Source organism: Streptomyces sp. NPDC085524 (assembly GCF_044541755.1).
In the GTDB taxonomy this organism is placed as follows: domain Bacteria; phylum Actinomycetota; class Actinomycetes; order Streptomycetales; family Streptomycetaceae; genus Streptomyces.
This window is the reverse complement of the sequence record NZ_JBITTH010000004.1, coordinates 59,073-75,934: the sequence shown is the minus strand read 5'-3', so window position 1 is coordinate 75,934 and position 16,862 is coordinate 59,073. Positions and strand designations below refer to the sequence as shown.

Below are 16,862 nucleotides of genomic sequence, written 5' to 3'. Positions count from 1 at the left end.
TGCGCAGGCTATCCGCGGCACGCGGTCAAGCGGCTTCGGCGGTCCCGGCCTCCACACAGCCGCCGCACTTGCCGGGGGCCGGGCTGCGGAAGGCGAGGTCGCACGTCTCGCAGGTCTGGAACGGATCCGGCGGTACGTAGGCCTGCGGGTGGTGCACCGGCCCGAGCAGCGGCGGCAGTTGGGCCGAGAGACGGTGCGCGATCAGCCCGGCCGGATTGCGGGGCCGGTCGGGGAGGTTGGCCGTCAGCGCGCACACCACCGCGTCCGCCGACGCCCCGCGCTCCAGCCAGCTCTCCACGCCGGGAGCGAGCCGGCCGATGTCCCGCTCGCCGAGCAGCAGCCGGTGGTCGACGCGCCGCAGCCGCGCGAGCAGCTCCGTCGCGGCCCGGTGCCGGGCGGGGGACACGTCACTGGGCGCCGGAACGGGTGCCGCAGGTGCCGCCGGGGCCGCGGCAACGGCCTCGGGACGGGACTCGGGTTCCGGTCCGGGCTCCGGCCCGGGTTCCGGCACCGGATCCGGGTCGGTCTCCGCCTCGGGCGCCACGGCCGCGGGCTCCGCGCGAGGCCGCGAAGGCGGCGAAGGCGGCGTGGGCGGCGTGGGCTTCGGCCTCGGAGACTCCACCGGGGGAACGGATCCCGGGCGGTTGTAGGACACCGTACGGGTGATGATTCGCCCACCGGGCAGATGTTCCTGCGTGCGGCTCAGGTAGCCCGCCCGCTCCAACTCCCGCAGGGCGGAGGCGATCCGGATCTCACCCTCGGTGAACCGTGCGGCCAGGTCCTTGATGCCGATCCGCGTCCCACCTGGCACCGACTGGATGTGGACGGCGAGCCCGATCGCGGTGAGCGACAACTCACGGTGCTGGGCTAGGTGGTTGCCGACCACGGTGAAGTGCGAGGTGTGCTTGACGTGGGCGTGTCGTACGCCGGACGGGAAGACCGTCCGCGCGTTAAGCTGCTCAGAAGCCATGGGAAGCCGTTTACTTCCTCGTTGGTCAGGCCCTCGTCCGGGATTCGCAGTCCCGGCGGGGGCCGTCTCATGTCTGGGGTGGTCGGGCAGAGCATATGCCAGCCAACCGGCGCCAAATCCAGCTGAGTTGGCATATGTCACCCGTGCGAGTGAGCGGCCGGTTCCGGGAGGCTGGAGGGGTCTGGCGGGGTTCTTTCTCTCGTTATTGCGAAGCAAAAGAAAAATCGTGGATCCCCGCATCGCGACGGCCCGCGAACCGGTGAGCCCGCTCCCCCAACCCTGAGACCCAGGTCACATTTCCGGCCTGTCACAGCCTCCCGGAGGGCGGTGTCTTAAGGGTCGTAGCCAACGGGAACGGCAGAGGAGAAGACCATGGGTCCCCGACTGAACATCTTCGGCAACGAGACCGCGGGCAAGGTCATGAAGCACTTCATGGCGGCGGGCGCGGCGATCAAGGGCTCCACGCTCCCGGCGGCCACGCAGGAACTGGTGGCGCTGCGCGCGAGCCAGATCAACGGGTGCGGATTCTGCATCGACATGCACACCAAGGACGCGACCGCCGCCGGCGAGACCGCGGTACGCCTCCACCTCGTCGCGGCCTGGCGGGAGGCGACGGTGTTCACCGAGGCCGAGCGGGCCGCGCTGGAGCTGACCGAACAGGGCACCCGCATCGCGGACGGCGCCGGAGGCGTGCCGGACGAGGTGTGGGAGAACGCGGCCAAGCACTACGACGAGGACCAGCTGGCCGCGCTGATGATCCTGATCGCCATGATGAACACCTACAACCGGCTGAACGTCATGCTCCAGATGCCCGCCGGCGACTACCAGCCGGGCCAGTTCCACTGACCGTGCCGACCGTTCCGGGGACGCGCACCGCGTCCCCGGGCTGCCGGAATTTCCGGCGCCGGTTATGGCGAAGGGGTGCCTGGGAACGGAATGGCCGCGCCGCGCTCGTCGTGGACTTCGTGGGCTACTACCAGCCGAACGCCGGGCAGAAGTTCAGCCCGGTCGCGCCGACCCGGCTGGCCGACACCCGCACGTCGGGCGGTGCCGTGGCCGGCGGGGCGACGCGTACGGTCAAGGTCGCCGGTGTGAAGGGCATTCCGGCGGACGCCAAGGCCGTGGCGCTGAACCTGACCAGCACGGGGACGACGTCGGACACGTACGTGACGGCTTACCCGGACCCGGCGAAGCGGCCGGTGGCCTCGAACCTGAACCCCGAGCCGGGCAAGGACAAGTCCAACCAGGTCATCGTGCCGGTCGGTCCGGACGGGACGATCACGCTGTACAACAACGCCGGGAAGACCGACCTGATCGTCGATGCGGTCGGCTACTGCGGCAAGGACGGCGAGGCGCTGTTCACGCCGGTCGTGCCGAAGCGCCTCGCGGACACCCGTACGACCGGCAAGCCCGCCCCGGGTGCGACCACCACGGTCCCGGGCGTTCCGGCGGGTGCGGTCGGCGCGGTGCTGAACCTGACGGCCACCGAGACCACCGCCCCCGGTTACCTGACCGCGTACGGATTCGGCTCGGCCCGTCCGGAGGCGAGCAGCCGCAACACCCTTCCCGGCCTGACCGTCCCGAACCACGTCATGACCCCGGTCGGCGACGGCAAGGTGAGCGTCTTCAACAGCTGGGGCGGCAGCAGCCACGTGATCACCGACCTGCTCGGCTACTTCACCCAGGGCTGACGGGCTACAGGCCCAGGGTCGGCGGGGAGAGTGCGCCGAACCACACGTGGGTGACCGCTGCGCTGCGGGTGAGCGGGGCCCGGGAAAAGACTTCGGCGGCCCTGTCACACACGCGCCGCGGGGCGGGTCAGTGGAGTGAAGCAGGCGGGAAACACGACCGGGGCGGGCATCGCTCCGGGGCCCGCCCGAGGGGAGTTCGGATGTCCACCACCGCAGTCGTTTTCGCTCTGGTCGGTGCGCTGATGGTCGGTTTCTCGGCCTACTCGGTGTTCACGAAGGCCGAGTTCGTGGTCGGTCCGCTGGCGCAGTACGGGGTTCCGGAGTCGATCTGGACGTTCCTGGGCGTGGCGAAGGCGGCCGGTGCGGTGGGTCTGGTGGTGGGGATCTTCGTGCCGCTGATCGGCATCGCGGCGGCGGTGGGGATCGCCCTGTACTTCGCGGGGGCCGTGATCACGACGTTCCGGGCCAAGGCGTACGCCCACGCTGTCTTCCCGGTCATGTACGCGGCCCCCGCGGTCGTGGCGCTGGTGCTCGGGTTCAGCGGCTGAGCGCCGCCGGCTGGTCCGCGGTCCGGAAGGGTGCGAAACCTCGGTTGCTCTTGCAGCCGAGGTTTTCGTACGTGTTGACCTTGGTCACCGGGTCGGTGCCGATCAGGTGGATCTTGCAGGCCTGCTTGATGAACCGGCCCTCGACCCCGCCGGGGAAGTCGATCTCCTTGTTCCACAGGTACGGGGAGTCGTAGTGGTTGGCCCAGGCGGTGGAGTTCACGTCGATGCCGCCGGGCGCCTCGATCTCGTACACCCAGCCCGTCCTGGCGCTTCCGTAGGTGGCGAACTTCTCGGCCACCCATTTCTCGCAGCTGGTGCTGAGGTGGGCGCTGGTCTGGCCGCCGCCCTTGACGATGTATTCGGCGAGCGGGGTCAACTGGTCGCCGCGCGGGGTGAATCCGGTCTGGAAGAGCTCCTCGACGTTCTCCCTGGTGTCGCCGCGCCACAGGGTGTTGTCGTCGACGCGCCAGTGCCAGTTCTCGGACTTCGCCGCGGCCTCGACGGCGTAGGCGATGAACGGGTTGGTGGTCGTGCCGAACCAGTCCCACGCGTCGAACTCGGCGACGGGGCCGCAGGGGCCGGTGTCGGGGGCGGGTGCGGGCCGCGAGGGCGCGGCCGCGGCCGGCGCGATGGCGGCGGCGGTGGCGAGCGAGGCGGCGGCGAGGACCTGCAGAGCGGCCTTCAGCATGGTGAGAGCCCATCAGTTGATCAACATGACGGGCCCTTTTATAGCGAGATGTCCCACTCCGGATCGAGGCCGACAGAGGGTGGTCACTCGGACGAGTGGCCCCTGCCGCCCCGGTCGGCCACCGGCGCAGGAGCGCGGTCACGGGGTCTCCAGGTTGTGCGTCATGCGCTCCAGCACGCTGACTGCGGTGCGGTACTCCTCGTCGGAGATGCCGTGCGTCGACAGGGCGCGGAAGGCGTCGACGCGCTCGGCGACCTCCGCGAGGCGGGTGCGGCCCGCCTCGGTGAGGGCCAGGCGGCCCGGCCCGGGGCGGAGCGCCCAGCCGTCGCGGACGACCGTCCCGACGGCGCCGGTCAGGGCGTCGGCGGTGGCGTTGGCGGCGAGGTGGTCCCGTACGGAGGCGTCGGTGGCCTCCGGGTCGTCGGCGACGGCGTTCAGGACCTGCCAGGCGAGGCGGGTGAGCCCGAACCCGGCCAGGGCGGCGTTCATCCGGCCGGTGAGGGCCTTGTCGGTGCGGTTGAGCCAGTAGCCGATGGGCTTCATGCCGTGTTCCTGTTCGGGGTGGTGGCGGACAGCAGGCGGACGAGGGCGCAGCACACGCCCGTCGGGGTGCGGTGCAGCCCGTCCTGGAGGAAGAGGGACAGAGGGCGAAGAGGAGTCCGGCGACGGCCGCGTAGAAGACGAGGCCGAGGAGCAGACCGGAGGTGAAGGAGCGGCTGCGCAGCAGCGAGGGCTCGAGGCCTTGGGATCCCTTGGAGGTCAGTGCCCGGCGAAAGCGGCGGAGTTCTCCCGGGCCCACTGGCGGAAGGTGCGCGCGGGGCGGCCGAGGAGGGTGGCGGTGGTGTCGGCGATGGCGGCGGGGCCGTGGTCGGCGGCCTCCCACAGGTCGAGGAGCGAGCCGACCATGGGGGCGGGCATGTGGGCGCCCATCTGCTGCTCGGCCTCGGCCCGGGTGATGTGCTCCACGGGGACCGGGCGGCCGATGGCGTCGGCGAGGACGGCGATCTGCTCGCGGAAGGTGAGCGACTCGGCGCCCGTGAGGGTGACGGTGCGGCCGGTGAGGGAGTCGCCGGTCAGCGCCTCGACGGCGATGTCGGCGATGTCCTCGGGGTGGATGGGCGCGATGTGCGCATCGGGGTAGGCGAGCCGGACCGGCTCGGACCGGCCGATGGACCAGGCCCAGCCGAGGGCGTTGCTGGCGAAGGCGTCCGGGCGCAGGAAGGTGCAGGTCAGGTCGGAGTCGGCGAGGGCGCGCTCGACCTCGAGGCTGTGGCTCGCGAGCGGGTCGGTCTCGGCGTCCGGGCTGCCCACGGAGGACGAGGAGAGCAGGACGACGTGCTCGACGCCGGCGGCTTCGGCGGCCTTGACCAGCTCGTGGATGCCGGCGGGCTGCGGGTACAGGAAGACCTGGCGGACATCGCGGAGCGCCGCTTCGTACTCCTCGGGGGGTCCCGGGCGGTCGAGGGCGAGCTCGGCGGTCTCGACGCCGTCCGGGACGGTCAGCCGGGCGGGGGCGGCGCTGGCGGCGCGGACGGTGAGGCCGGTGGCGCGGAGGCGGGCGATGACGGCCTGGCCGACCTTGCCGCGGGCGCCGGTGATGAGGACGGTCATGGGGATCTCCGAACATTTTGTTGTCTGAGTGCATATGCATGCTCACATGCACACGTTTTCATGTCAACACATGTCTTCATGGGGTCACGTAGGTAGGCTGGGGCCATGACGAAGCACGAGCCGGAAACGGCGGAGGAACTGCTGAACGCCGTCGGCCCGGCCTTCGGGAAGCTGCGGCGCTCCTCGCTCCTGGAGGTCGAGAACCCGATCTCCCAGAAGGACCTCAGCCGCACCCTGGTCCTCAACGTGGTCCTGGAGGCCGGGGGCGACGGGGGTGACGGGAGCGACGAAGCCCGCGAGGTCACCGTCGGAGGGGTGGCCGAGCACCTGGGCGCCGACCCCTCGGTGGCCAGCCGCATGGTGTCCGACTGCATCTCGGCCGGCTATCTGATCCGCGCCGCCTCCCAGCAGGACGGCCGCCGCACGGTCCTCCACCTCAGCCCCGAGGGCAGGGACCTGATGGCCCGCTTCCGCCGCCACCAGCGCGCGGCCTACGACTACATCACCGCGGACTGGCCGGAACAGGACCGCCTCGACCTCGCCCGCCTCATGCTGAAGTACGTCGCCTCGCAGGAGGCGCTCCGGCGCCGCTGAGCCGATCGGCGAGCTGCACCCCTCGCTGTGGTGCCTGCTGCTGTGCTGGGCGCGGACAGCGAGGAGCAGTTCCGCGAGCGGGCCCCCGAGCTCGAGGCCGCGCTGCTGCCCTCGTACGAGATGGCTCCGGTGACGGCGTGACCGCGTCGCTCACCGAGGCGCCGGCGTCCGCCCCGACCTACGCGCCGACAGCCGCCCGCCTCGGGTTCGGAGCCCGGTTCACCCGGCACACGGTGCTCGCGCGCTGGGCGCCCGGCACCGGCTGGTGGCCGCTGGAACCGGTGCCGCACGCGACGCTGGAACTGTCGCCCGCCACCAAGGTGGTGGCGCTGTCCCGGGGCTGCCACGTCCCCCGATCCAGCCCTCTGAGCTGGCGGAGGGCCCTGCTCACGCCCTGCGCCAGGCGCCGAGCAGTTCTTCGGGTCCGTACGCCGCCTGGAGCCCGGAACAGGTGGTCCCGTTGCGCGAGACCGCTACGAGCGGTACCGGCTCGTCGGTGATCGCGGCCCGGTGCTTCTGCAGCGCGGCCAGGTCGTGGCCGTCGAACGCGGAGTTCTCCAGCCACTTCACCGAACCGAGGAAGAGCAATTCCTTGGCCACCGGCTGCCGGTCGGCGCCCACCAGGTCGATTTCGACGTCGTTGCTGCGGGTCCAGTACCCGCCGATCGCCGGGGCGGCGGGCAGGAGCCCGTCCGGCAGGAGGCGGGCGAGGGATTCCCGGACGAGGGGCTCGATCGCACGCCCCCGCCAGCTCGTCCACTGCTCCTTGACCCGGCTCAGCGTGAGGTCTCCCCGCATCCGCTCGATCTCCGCCATGTGCGGATCCAGGAACGCGAGCCAGAACCGTAGGTAGGGATCGGCCACGCGGTAGCGGCGTTCCTTCGACGGTCTCAGCGAGAGGGGCAGCTCGGCTGCGACCACCCGTTTCTCGGTCAGGACCTCAGTGGCTCGGGTGAGGGTGGTGTGGGCGATGCCGCCCGCGGCGCGTGCGATGTTGGTGAAGGTTCGCTCGCCGCTTCCGATGGCCCGTAGGACTTCCCTGCTCATCGCTTGCGGTGGGAACTCCGCGGCCAGTGACCGCTCGGCGGAGACCAGCAGCGCGGAGATGGGGTTGTCCAGTGAGTCGCGGAGGAACTCCCAGACGTCGGCTCCGGGCCGCCACTCCGCGCAGACCAGCGGAAGTCCACCCGTGATCAGGGCGGCGTCGAAGGCCGCGGCCGGCTCAAGGCCGAGCATCTCGCCGATGTCGGCCGGGTTCAGCGGCCCCACGACCATTTCCCGGCCCCGCTGGTGGAACGGACGGTCGTAGCTGTTCAACGCCTCCATCATGGACAGGTCGGACCCGACCAGGAGGAGGAGGACGGGCTTGCGGCTGAGCAGGCGGTCCCACGCCCGCTGGAGCATGCCCTCGAAGGCGTCGATGCGGTCCATGAGGTAGGGAACCTCGTCCATGACGACCACGCTCGGGCTGTCGTCGGGAAGGATCTCCGCGAGCAGCCTGAATGCCGCGTTCCACTGCTCCGGAGTCTCCTCCGAGAACAGTTCCCGCTCCGGCAGCGTGGACCTGGCGACGGCGTCGAGCAGCTCCGTCAGCTCGTCCTCCGCTGTTCCGCCGGCCGCGGTGAAGAACAGATAGGGAACCTCGGTGCGTCGGAGGAATTCTTCGACGAGGCTGGACTTGCCGACCCGCCTCCGCCCGCGCATGAGGATGCACCGACCCGGTTTTGCCGAGCCGACGGCATCGTGGACCGACCGCAGGGCCCTGTCGAGCACGTTCAGCTCGCGGTCCCGTCCGATGAAACGCCGCATGCCACCCTCCCGCGGACGATGGTATCGCTGGAGATACTATCGCCGCCGATAGTATTCCGGTCATTCAGATGCGGCGCTCATGACACCGTGGATGCGGGAGAGGGTGAAGACGCGCTCGGCGTCCCGCAGGTGGCACCAGGCTTCGAGGTAGGGCGGATCGAGGTCCAGGCGGCTGAGGGTGCGCACGGTCCGGTTGCCAGAGGTGGCGACGTACTCGACGGTGATGGCCTGACCGGTGTCGATGGCGTGGGCGAGCTGGCGGACGTCGCTGTACGACAGGCGCTTCGCCCATCCCGCGACGATCTCCTCGGTGTCCGTGGCGAAGGGTGCTCCTCCGTCGAACGGTGCTGGTTCGGGAACCGTGACCGGGGCGGCCAGCAGCCGGGTCGCCAACGTGCTCGGGTCGAGGGTGGCGGATTCCTTCGCCGTGCTCGTGGCGGCGATCCGGCCGCCGCCCCTCACTCGGGAGCTGCGTGGAGCCGGAACGGGAGCGGCGGCCCGCCGAGGCCGGGCTTTTGCGATGCGTACAGTGCCCTCGGTCGTCTCGGCGACGGGGGCGTATCCCTCGGCCCGGAGGGCGTCGAGGGTCGTGTCGAGCGGGCTGCGGCTGATCAGCACCGTCGGCGCCAGTTGTCGCAGTCCGAGCTTGGCCAGCTTGCGGTGGGCGGCGATTTCGGCCAGAAGTGCGGGCTCGTCGCCATGGAGGACGCAGGAGGCGGGGGCGAGGCGTACCCGACCGTGGCCTCGCGCGGTGTCGGCGATCAGGTACGACAGCGGCTGTGGCAGTGGCCCGGCGGCGACGGCAGCCAGGTCCGCTGCGATGTCCTCGGGAGTACGTCCGGCGTCCAGAGCCCGCCGGACACTGCCGGCACTGAACCGCCACACCGACGCTGTGCTGCTGGTCTCCCGGTCCGCGACGGAATCCAGGAGCGAGGCCAGCCGCGCGGACGGGGTGCCGGTGACGACGGCGGTGAGGTCGGCGCCCATCCGGGCCGTCGCGGTGGCCGAGGGCAGCAGCCGCCGGCACTCGATGCCCAGCCCCTCTGCGTCGCCGGTCCGCAGGTGGATGCCGAGGGCGGACAGAGCACCGCGTGCGAGCACGCCGAGGAGTTCGGCCTCGCGGATCACGCCGGCGAACGGCGGTCCGTCCGGCGACGAGTCGGCGAGGGGGCGGTACCAGGCGATCAGCGGCCCCAGATCCGACGCGACCCGCACGCCCTGCCCTGCCGGGAGCCGCGCGGCCGCATCCAGCAGCCCGTGGCGGGCCTGCAGACAGCCGCTGCAAGGCGGCGCGCCGGCGAGTGCGGGGAGCGCCTTGTTGTCCTCGTCGCGCGCCTGGGTGGGGGTGAGCGGCAGTGTCCGCCATGCCTGGAGCAGTACGGCGAACTGCTCCGGGGGCTCCTGTTCGGACCAGGCGTCGTACGCCTCGGTGGGGGCCACGTGATCGCCGTCCCGGGCCAGCAGCCCGGCGGCATGCGCGGTCTCCAGGGTGAGGCGTACGACGGCGTCGTCGGCCTGGGCCGCCTTGCCGATCCGGGCCAGTTCACGCGCACCGATCCCGCCGGACTTCAGCCGGGCCGGCGCGGTCTTCGAGCAGGCCGACAGGACCGAGGCGGCACCGGCGGCGAACGCCGCGGCGGCGGCCGACGCCTCGCGGTCGACCTCCCTCGGGGTGACGGGTGCCCATCCCACGGGAGGCGGAACGGGCTGGAACGGAGCGTGCCAGCCGGGCCCGCGCAGCGCGAGCGCCACCTCGGCGGGCATACGGGCCGCGCCGTAGCGGTGGCGGTCCTGGATCAGGAGCCCCCGGTCCAGCGCCCATCGAGCGCCCGGTTCGGGATCGGGGCCCGGACTCCCGAACATGATGAACCGCGTCGGCCCCGCGGGCCCAGCCCCTGCTCGGCCTTCGAGCAGCTTCCGGGTCACCGCAGGGGCCTTGGCGACCACGGAGAGGATCCGCTCCGGGTCGCTGTGGTGTTCCACCAGCGCGGCCAGCCGCTGCGCCTTGCTGCCCGGCGGCTTGACGCCCAGTGCCGCCAGCATTCCGCGCAGCTCGTCGGAGGCCGTGCCGGCGAGCAGTTCCTCCAGCTGGGCATCCAGCCCCAGGGGGGCGTCCCATGCCTGCCGCAGCGGTCCGGCCATGCGGAGCTTCCCCGCACCGTCCGGCCAGACCAGGGCGTGATCGGCCAGCGCCTCCAGCACGGCCGCCAGTTCACGGGTGGTGTCGTCGTCCGCAACTCCCAGCAGCTCTGCCAGGACATCGCGCGACGCGGGCGCACGCAGCGCCGCCAGCGCTTCGGCCACCTGGAGGTGTGGCTGCGCGAGCCGCGGCAGGGCAAGCGCCACCGATCCCGGGCGCTGAAGGCGGTCGGCCAGTTCCCCCACCGAGCGCGGCTCCGGAGCGGCCGCCGCGTCCTTCCGTGTCTCGAGCACGCGTGCCAGACGGCGGCCGTCGAGGCCGCCCAGCCAAGTCGCCAGCGTCGATCGGGACTTCATGCCGGGCACCTCGCGCGGTCGGGATCACGGCAGCGGGGGACTCGCCGCGGGGTTCCAAGGATGTCGTACCCCTGTGATCCGCAGATGCCGTACGGGACAGGACTCCCCCGTTGGTGGGCGCCGGCATCCGCCCTGGCGAATGGCTGGACGCTGGTGAGCCGCAACATCAAGCATCTGGCGCGATCAGGCGCACTCCTGCTGAACCCTTGGGAGTACGAGGGATGGGCCATCGAGGCCGGAACGCGGGAAAACATCCGGTTATGAGGCAAACAAACGAGACTGGAAGCGAGACCACGGAACGACGAAGGACCCGGCCGCTGAGCGGTCGGGTCCTTCGTTTGCCCTGGCGGGCGAGTGCGGAGGATACGAGATTCGAACTCGTGAGGGGTTGCCCCCAACACGCTTTCCAAGCGTGCGCCCTAGGCCACTAGGCGAATCCTCCGCCGCAAACGATACAAGACGTTGAGGGGTGCTCGCGAACGTGATCGTCGGGCGGAGGGGTCGGCCGGGGTCGGGCGGGGGTCGGGCCGGGGTCCGGCTCGATTCCGGGGGCTTCCATCCGCTAGGGTGGGCGCAGCCCCTCACGTGGCGCTATCTCACCCAACTCCCCCAGGGCCGGAAGGCAGCAAGGGTAAGTGGGCTCTGGCGGGTGCGTGGGGGGCGCTTTGCGTTCCGGGGAGCCCCCGAGGCGTCGGAGGGCCGCCGTTGTCGGCGGGCCCGGATAACCTCGTAGACGTGTCGTCCCTTGCGCTGTACCGCCGCTATCGTCCCGAGTCGTTCGCCGAGGTCATCGGGCAGGAGCATGTCACTGTCCCGCTGATGCAGGCCCTGCGGAACAACCGGGTCAATCACGCGTACCTGTTCAGCGGGCCGCGCGGGTGTGGAAAGACGACCAGCGCGCGCATCCTCGCCAGGTGCCTGAACTGTGAGCAGGGTCCCACTCCCGACCCGTGCGGGGAGTGCCAGTCCTGCCGCGACCTCGCCAGGAACGGGCCGGGATCGATCGACGTCATCGAGATCGACGCCGCCTCCCACGGTGGTGTGGACGATGCCCGTGACCTGCGGGAAAAGGCCTTCTTCGGGCCCGCGTCCAGCCGGTACAAGATCTACATCATCGACGAGGCCCACATGGTCACCTCGGCGGGCTTCAACGCCCTGCTGAAGGTGGTCGAGGAGCCGCCGGAGCACCTCAAGTTCATCTTCGCCACCACCGAGCCCGAGAAGGTCATCGGGACGATCCGCTCCAGGACGCACCACTACCCCTTCCGGCTCGTGCCGCCCGGGACGCTGCGGGACTACCTCGGTGAGGTCTGCGGGCGCGAGGGCGCCCAGGTGGAGGACGGCGTACTGCCGCTCGTCGTGCGCGCCGGCGCCGGATCCGTGCGTGACTCGATGTCCGTCATGGACCAGCTGCTGGCCGGTGCCGGTGAGGAGGGTGTGACGTATGCCATGGCCACCTCCCTGCTCGGCTACACGGAGGGCGCGCTGCTCGACTCCGTCGTCGACGCGTTCGCCGCGGGGGACGGGGCGGCCGCCTTCGAGGTCGTCGACCGCGTGGTGGAAGGCGGGAACGACCCGCGGCGCTTCGTCTCCGACCTGCTGGAGCGGCTGCGCGACCTCGTGATCCTGGCCGCCGTGCCCGATGCCGGGGAGAAGGGGCTGATCGACGCTCCCGCCGATGTCGTGGAGCGGATGCAGGCCCAGGCGTCCGTCTTCGGGGCCGCCGAGCTGTCGCGCGCCGCCGATCTGGTCAACACCGGCCTGACCGAGATGCGCGGCGCGGCCTCGCCGCGGCTGCAGCTCGAGCTGATCTGTGCCCGGGTGCTGCTCCCGGCCGCCTTCGACGACGAGCGGTCCTTCCAGGCCCGCCTCGACCGCCTGGAGCGCAGCGGGGCCGCGGCCTTCGCCGCCGGTCCGCCGCCCGCCGTGCCGCCCGCCATGGGATACGTGCCCGCGCCCGAGGCGCACGGCATGGCGCCCGTCGGGCCCGGTGGCGGCGTCGCCGCCGCGCGTGCCGCCGTACAGGGCCAGGCACCGGCCGCGGCGCCGGTCGCGGTGCCCGAGCCGGTGCGCGTGCCCGAGCCCGCTCCCGTCCCCGTCCCCGAGCCGGTGGCGCCGCCCGCCGCGCCCGCCGCCGCCCCCGCCGCCGGTGCCTGGCCGACCGCGGCCGCGCCCGGGCAGGGGGTCCCCGCCGCGGCGCAGACGCCGGCCGCGGCTCCGGCAGCGGCTCCCGCCCCGGGCGCCTGGCCCGGAGCCGGACAGGGTGCCCCCGCGGCCGCCGGTGCCTGGCCGAGTGCGGCCGCGCCCGGCCAGGGGATCCCGGCCGCGGCGCCCGCTCCCGCGCAGGCGGCTCCCGTACAGGCGGCCCCGGCGGCGGCCCCGCCGTCCCCCGGGATGGCCGCCGGGGCCGGGCAGGTCCAGGCGATGTGGCCGGGCATCCTGGAGGCCGTCAAGAACCGCCGCCGCTTCACCTGGATCCTGCTCAGCCAGAACGCCCAGGTGACCGGCTTCGACGGAACCACCCTCCAGCTCGGCTTCCCCAACGTGGGAGCCCGCGACAACTTCGCGAGCAGCGGCAGCGAGGACGTGCTCAAGTCGGTCCTGGCCGAGCAGTTCCAGGTCAACTGGAAGATCGACGCCGTGGTGGGAGGCGGCGGCGGTGGCCAGCCCGCACCGCAGGCCGGCTACCCGGCCCCGCCCGCGCCCGCCTACAGCCCGCCGCCCGCCGCCCCGCCGGCCCCCTACCAGGCCCCGCAGGCTCCGGCGCAGGCCCCCGCCCCGCAGCAGCCGCCGTACCAGCCGCCCCAGCAGTCGGCCCCCGCGCAGCAGCCCCCCGTGCAGCAGGCGCCCCCGCCGGTCGCCCCCGAGGACGACTTCGCGGAGGACGACGACCCGGACCTCGTCGAGAGCGCGCTGACCGGACACGACCTCATCGTGCGCGAGCTCGGAGCCACCGTTGTGGAGGAATACACGAACGAATAGGGCCCTCTCGTTGGGTGGCCGCACGAAAGGGAATCCGGAGCGCGGGCTACGCTTCATGGCGTGAAGGTCCTCGTCATCGGCGGCGGCGCCCGCGAACATGCCCTGTGCCGCTCTCTGTCCCTCGACCCCGACGTCTCCGCGCTGTACTGCGCCCCCGGTAACGCGGGGATCGCGGATGTGGCCGAGCTGCGGGACGTCGACCCCCTCGACGGCGACGCCGTGGCGCGCCTCGCCACGGAGCTCGACGCCGGCCTGGTCGTCGTCGGCCCGGAGGCGCCCCTGGTCGCCGGAGTCGGCGACGCCGTCCGCGCGGCCGGCATCCCGGTCTTCGGCCCGTCCGGCGAGGCCGCGCAGCTCGAAGGCTCCAAGGCCTTCGCGAAGGACGTGATGGCCGCGGCCGGCGTCCCGACCGCGCGCAGCTACCTGTGCACCACCCCGGAAGAGGTGGACGCGGCCCTCGACGCCTTCGGCGCCCCGTACGTCGTCAAGGACGACGGCCTCGCGGCCGGCAAGGGCGTCGTGGTCACCGAGGACCTCGCCGCCGCCCGCGACCACGCGCTGGCCTGCGACCGCGTGGTCATCGAGGAGTACCTCGACGGCCCCGAGGTCTCCCTCTTCGCCATCACCGACGGCGTCACCGTGCTCCCGCTCCAGCCCGCGCAGGACTTCAAGCGCGCGCTCGACGGCGACGAGGGCCCCAACACCGGCGGCATGGGCGCGTACTCCCCGCTGCCCTGGGCCGACCCGAAGCTGGTCGACGAGGTCATGGCGAGCGTGCTCCAGCCGACCGTCGACGAGCTCCGCCGCCGCGGCACCCCCTTCTCCGGCCTGCTGTACGCGGGCCTCGCGCTCACGGGCCGCGGAGTACGGGTCATCGAGTTCAACGCCCGCTTCGGGGACCCGGAGACCCAGGTGGTCCTGGCCCGGCTGCGCACCCCGCTCGCGGGCGTGCTGCTGAACGCGGCCAACGGCACCCTGGACGCCCAGCCCGAGCTCCGCTGGAGCGACGACGCCGCCGTCACGGTGGTCATCGCCTCCCACAACTACCCGGACACCCCCCGCACCGGGGACCCGATCGAGGGCCTCGCCGAGGTGGCCGCCGAGGACGGCCCCGACGCGTACGTGCTGCACGCCGGCACCCGCCGCGAGGGCGACGCGGTGGTCAGCGCGGGCGGCCGCGTGCTGTCGGTGACGGCGACCGGTTCCGACCTGGCACAGGCCCGCGAGAAGGCGTATAAGGCCGTGGCGCGGATCCGGCTGGACGGATCGCAGCACCGCACGGACATCGCCGCCAAGGTGGCCCAGGCCGGCTGAGCCCCGGCTGACCAGCGGCTGCGCAGACCTGCGGGCCCGGTGCGCACACCCCGCGCCCGGGCCCGCAGGCGTGTCCGCGTGCGAGTGCATCCGGCCGCGTTCGAACGCACCCAGCTTTACCCAAAGCCATTCCATCGGGTGATCTCATCCGGTCTGCCTGACGCCCGGTGAAGCCCCAACTAGGGTGCGATGCCAAGCATTCCGGCACTTGGCCCACCGGCATTGCGATGTCGGTGGCGGGTGTCACAGTGGGGGAGTGAGCAACGTCGCCGCAGGGCAGAGGGGGTGAGGTCCGGCCGTGTCCGGAACCGGTTCGATCGTGGAAGTGAGCGCGCCGTCCGCGCGTTCCCGAGCCCTGGCCGTGCTGCGCGTGCGCAGCACGGCCCTGGCCCTCGGGCTGCTGCCCGCCGCCCTCGCGGTGGTGCTGGTGAGCGCCCGGATGACGGGCAGGCTGGCCGGTGAACCCTGGCCCGTGGTGACCCTCGTCGTGTGCGCCGTCGCCGCTCTGGTGCTGCTCGTCGGCGGGATCTTCGCCGCGGTGGTGCTGCGGGCGAGTCCCGCCGTGACGCCCACCGTGCCGCTCCCGGAGGCGTCCGCACCCGACCTCTACCGCCTCGTGCGGGATCTGGCCGACCGGATGGACGTTCCCGCGCCCTCCGCGATAGCCCTGACCCCGGACTGCGACAGCTGGCTGGAGGACCGCTCCCACCCGGCCCACCGCCAGGGCGCCGCGCGCGCGTCCGCCGGGCCCGCCGGCCCGGAGACGGAGCCGGGAGCCGCTCCCGTGCTGGTGATCGGCTCGCCGTTCCTGTGGTGGATGCGGGTCGCCGAGCTGCGGGCCGTCCTCGCGCCGGTCGTGGCCGGCACGGGACCCTCCGCGCACCCGGACATAGCCGATGCCCGCGGCTTCGTACGCGGGTTGGACGCCGCGGTGGACGTGGGCAACCGGCGCGGCCTCGGCTGGATCGCGGCCCCCGCCCGGCTGCTGCTGCGGCTGTGCCGGGTCGATGCCGCCGAGATGGAGCGCGGGGTGGCCGCGGCCGCCTCGGACCGTGCACAGGGTGTGGACTACGGGCTGCGCATCGTCGCCCAGGAGCAGGTCGGCCTCGCCTACGCGGGCTGGGACCGGCTGCTGACCCGGGTCGCGCTGCCCGCCTGGCGGATGGGCCGCTGGCCCGCGCACCTCGACGCCGGGGTGGTCTCCGCGCTGACCGAGCTGTCCCGGCGGGACCGGCTGGCCGACGGGTTCACCTCGCGGCTGGGCGAGCGCCCCGCCTGCGATCTGCTGGAGCGCCCCGGGGCCGTCGACGAGGCCGCTTCGCTGCTGGCCGCCCGGCTCTTCCACGGCGGTCCGGCCGAGGCCGGGCCGGACTGGTCCCCGGTGGACTGGGCGGCGTATCCGGAGGAGGTCGTGGACCGCAAGTGGCGTACCGAGGCGGCCCGCCTGCACGCCGCGCTGGACGCCCTGGCGGTCCCCGCGGGCCTGGCGGCCGAGCCGCCCCGGGCGGAGGTCTCCACGGCCGTCACGGGCTCCCGGGCGTCCGCCGCCGCGGACGGCTTCGCCGGGCCCACCCTCGAGCGGGTGCTCGACCACCTCACCGACCCCTCGGGCAGTGGTGCGGCCGGTGAGGCCCTGGCCGGCCGGCTCAGCGGGGACCTGGCCCGCGAGGAGCGGGCCGCCGGCGCCGGGCGCCCCCGGACCGCGAAGGAGCGCGGCGGGGACTGCGTACCGCTCTTCCCGCTCCAGCCGCCGCGCACCGGGCGGGACCTGCTGTCCGACCACGTCACGGCGATGGTGTGCTGCGCCGCCGTGGACTCGGCGGGGGCCGCTCCCGGCCTCGACTGGCTGGACGGCCCGGTGCTGCTCGTCGGCGGCGCCCGCTGCTCCGACCTGGCGCCGCTCGTGCTGTGCCTCGTCGAGGACGGGGACCCGGAGCCGCTGCGGGGCTGGCTCGCGGAGTTCGGCGTGCGGTCCGAGAAGCCCGTCCGGCTCGTCTGACGCGCCCTCCGGTGAGCCCGCCCGGCCCGCTCCCCCATCGGATGACGGATCGCACGCACAAGCGGATCCGAATGTTCCTGTCACGTCAATTCGCGACGAACGGTGACGGACTGAGTGCGTTATGTGATGTGCTGGGACCAGCTTGCTGCACGCACGTCCG

Annotated in this window: 13 protein-coding genes, 1 tRNA gene and 1 other RNA gene; 8 read left to right on the top strand and 7 right to left on the bottom strand. The window is 72.8% G+C overall.

All coding sequences use genetic code 11. The features are described 5' to 3' along the window. Positions 1-25 precede the first annotated feature (25 nt). Positions 26-970 carry a helix-turn-helix domain-containing protein gene (locus ACIGFK_RS07140; RefSeq protein WP_376660015.1) on the bottom strand — a complete coding sequence of 315 codons (945 nt, stop codon included), beginning with the start codon at positions 968-970 and terminating at the stop codon, positions 26-28. Positions 971-1,342: 372 nt separating this feature from the next. On the opposite strand from ACIGFK_RS07140, the gene ACIGFK_RS07135 reads away from it, so the two are divergent. The 3 genes from ACIGFK_RS07135 to ACIGFK_RS07125 all read left to right on the top strand — a co-directional run bounded on the left by ACIGFK_RS07135 (position 1,343) and on the right by ACIGFK_RS07125 (position 3,209). Continuing rightward, positions 1,343-1,816 carry a carboxymuconolactone decarboxylase family protein gene (locus ACIGFK_RS07135; RefSeq protein ID WP_376660016.1) on the top strand — a complete coding sequence of 158 codons (474 nt, stop codon included), beginning with the start codon at positions 1,343-1,345 and terminating at the stop codon, positions 1,814-1,816. Positions 1,817-1,926: 110 nt separating this feature from the next. Then, positions 1,927-2,661 (top strand): hypothetical protein, encoded by a 735-nt coding sequence (locus tag ACIGFK_RS07130; RefSeq protein WP_400050873.1) that lies wholly within the window; start codon positions 1,927-1,929, stop codon positions 2,659-2,661. A 200-nt stretch (positions 2,662-2,861) separates the two neighbouring features. Then, the gene (locus tag ACIGFK_RS07125) at positions 2,862-3,209 is read left to right on the top strand and encodes a DoxX family protein (RefSeq protein WP_376660018.1); all 348 of its coding nucleotides are present in this window, start codon (positions 2,862-2,864) and stop codon (positions 3,207-3,209) included. Here the strand turns inward: ACIGFK_RS07125 and ACIGFK_RS07120 are convergent. The 3 genes from ACIGFK_RS07120 to ACIGFK_RS07110 form a co-directional block, all read right to left on the bottom strand. Then, a complete protein-coding gene (locus ACIGFK_RS07120) occupies positions 3,199-3,897 on the bottom strand; it encodes a hypothetical protein (protein ID WP_376660019.1) in 699 nt (232 codons plus the stop codon). The two genes, ACIGFK_RS07125 and ACIGFK_RS07120, sit on opposite strands and share 11 nt — an antisense overlap. Before the next feature lie 138 nt (positions 3,898-4,035). Next, entirely contained in the window at positions 4,036-4,440 is a 405-nt protein-coding gene (locus ACIGFK_RS07115) for a MarR family winged helix-turn-helix transcriptional regulator (RefSeq protein ID WP_386469738.1), read from the bottom strand. Between the two features lie 216 nt (positions 4,441-4,656). Beyond that, on the bottom strand, positions 4,657-5,508 hold the full coding sequence (locus ACIGFK_RS07110) for an NAD(P)H-binding protein (protein ID WP_376660021.1): 852 nt from the start codon (positions 5,506-5,508) through the stop codon (positions 4,657-4,659). A 105-nt stretch (positions 5,509-5,613) separates the two neighbouring features. On the opposite strand from ACIGFK_RS07110, the gene ACIGFK_RS07105 reads away from it, so the two are divergent. After that, on the top strand, positions 5,614-6,102 hold the full coding sequence (locus ACIGFK_RS07105; RefSeq protein WP_376660022.1) for a MarR family winged helix-turn-helix transcriptional regulator: 489 nt from the start codon (positions 5,614-5,616) through the stop codon (positions 6,100-6,102). A 387-nt stretch (positions 6,103-6,489) separates the two neighbouring features. Here ACIGFK_RS07105 and ACIGFK_RS07100 read toward each other — a convergent pair whose 3' ends face one another. From ACIGFK_RS07100 to ACIGFK_RS07090, 3 genes are all read right to left on the bottom strand, one after another. Next, on the bottom strand, positions 6,490-7,911 hold the full coding sequence (locus tag ACIGFK_RS07100) for an ATP-binding protein (RefSeq protein ID WP_400050870.1): 1,422 nt from the start codon (positions 7,909-7,911) through the stop codon (positions 6,490-6,492). Between the two features lie 60 nt (positions 7,912-7,971). After that, the gene (locus ACIGFK_RS07095; protein ID WP_400050868.1) at positions 7,972-10,407 is read right to left on the bottom strand and encodes a helicase C-terminal domain-containing protein; all 2,436 of its coding nucleotides are present in this window, start codon (positions 10,405-10,407) and stop codon (positions 7,972-7,974) included. Positions 10,408-10,764: 357 nt separating this feature from the next. Further along, positions 10,765-10,849 (bottom strand) — tRNA-Ser (locus ACIGFK_RS07090). 130 nt (positions 10,850-10,979) lie between these two features. On the opposite strand from ACIGFK_RS07090, the gene ffs reads away from it, so the two are divergent. The 4 genes from ffs to ACIGFK_RS07070 all read left to right on the top strand — a co-directional run bounded on the left by ffs (position 10,980) and on the right by ACIGFK_RS07070 (position 16,702). Then, positions 10,980-11,078, top strand: an RNA gene (ffs, locus tag ACIGFK_RS07085) — signal recognition particle sRNA small type. A gap of 64 nt (positions 11,079-11,142) precedes the next feature. Beyond that, complete coding sequence (locus tag ACIGFK_RS07080; RefSeq protein ID WP_400050866.1) at positions 11,143-13,389, top strand: DNA polymerase III subunit gamma and tau; 2,247 nt, start codon at positions 11,143-11,145, stop codon at positions 13,387-13,389. A gap of 60 nt (positions 13,390-13,449) precedes the next feature. Beyond that, positions 13,450-14,703 (top strand): phosphoribosylamine--glycine ligase, encoded by a 1,254-nt coding sequence (gene purD, locus ACIGFK_RS07075; RefSeq protein ID WP_386469750.1) that lies wholly within the window; start codon positions 13,450-13,452, stop codon positions 14,701-14,703. 298 nt (positions 14,704-15,001) lie between these two features. Then, positions 15,002-16,702, top strand: a complete 1,701-nt coding sequence (locus ACIGFK_RS07070; protein ID WP_386469753.1) for a hypothetical protein — start codon at positions 15,002-15,004, stop codon at positions 16,700-16,702. The last annotated feature ends 160 nt before the right edge of the window (positions 16,703-16,862 follow it).

What these genes read in the sequence shown, in the direction of transcription:
- ACIGFK_RS07140 (WP_376660015.1), bottom strand. Translation starts at nt 970, where the DNA reads ATGGCTTCTGAGCAGCTTAACGCGCGGACGGTCTTCCCGTCCGGCGTA.
- ACIGFK_RS07135 (WP_376660016.1), top strand. Translation starts at nt 1,343, where the DNA reads ATGGGTCCCCGACTGAACATCTTCGGCAACGAGACCGCGGGCAAGGTC.
- ACIGFK_RS07125 (WP_376660018.1), top strand. Translation starts at nt 2,862, where the DNA reads ATGTCCACCACCGCAGTCGTTTTCGCTCTGGTCGGTGCGCTGATGGTC.
- ACIGFK_RS07120 (WP_376660019.1), bottom strand. Translation starts at nt 3,897, where the DNA reads ATGCTGAAGGCCGCTCTGCAGGTCCTCGCCGCCGCCTCGCTCGCCACC.
- ACIGFK_RS07115 (WP_386469738.1), bottom strand. Translation starts at nt 4,440, where the DNA reads ATGAAGCCCATCGGCTACTGGCTCAACCGCACCGACAAGGCCCTCACC.
- ACIGFK_RS07110 (WP_376660021.1), bottom strand. Translation starts at nt 5,508, where the DNA reads ATGACCGTCCTCATCACCGGCGCCCGCGGCAAGGTCGGCCAGGCCGTC.
- ACIGFK_RS07105 (WP_376660022.1), top strand. Translation starts at nt 5,614, where the DNA reads ATGACGAAGCACGAGCCGGAAACGGCGGAGGAACTGCTGAACGCCGTC.
- ACIGFK_RS07100 (WP_400050870.1), bottom strand. Translation starts at nt 7,911, where the DNA reads ATGCGGCGTTTCATCGGACGGGACCGCGAGCTGAACGTGCTCGACAGG.
- ACIGFK_RS07095 (WP_400050868.1), bottom strand. Translation starts at nt 10,407, where the DNA reads ATGAAGTCCCGATCGACGCTGGCGACTTGGCTGGGCGGCCTCGACGGC.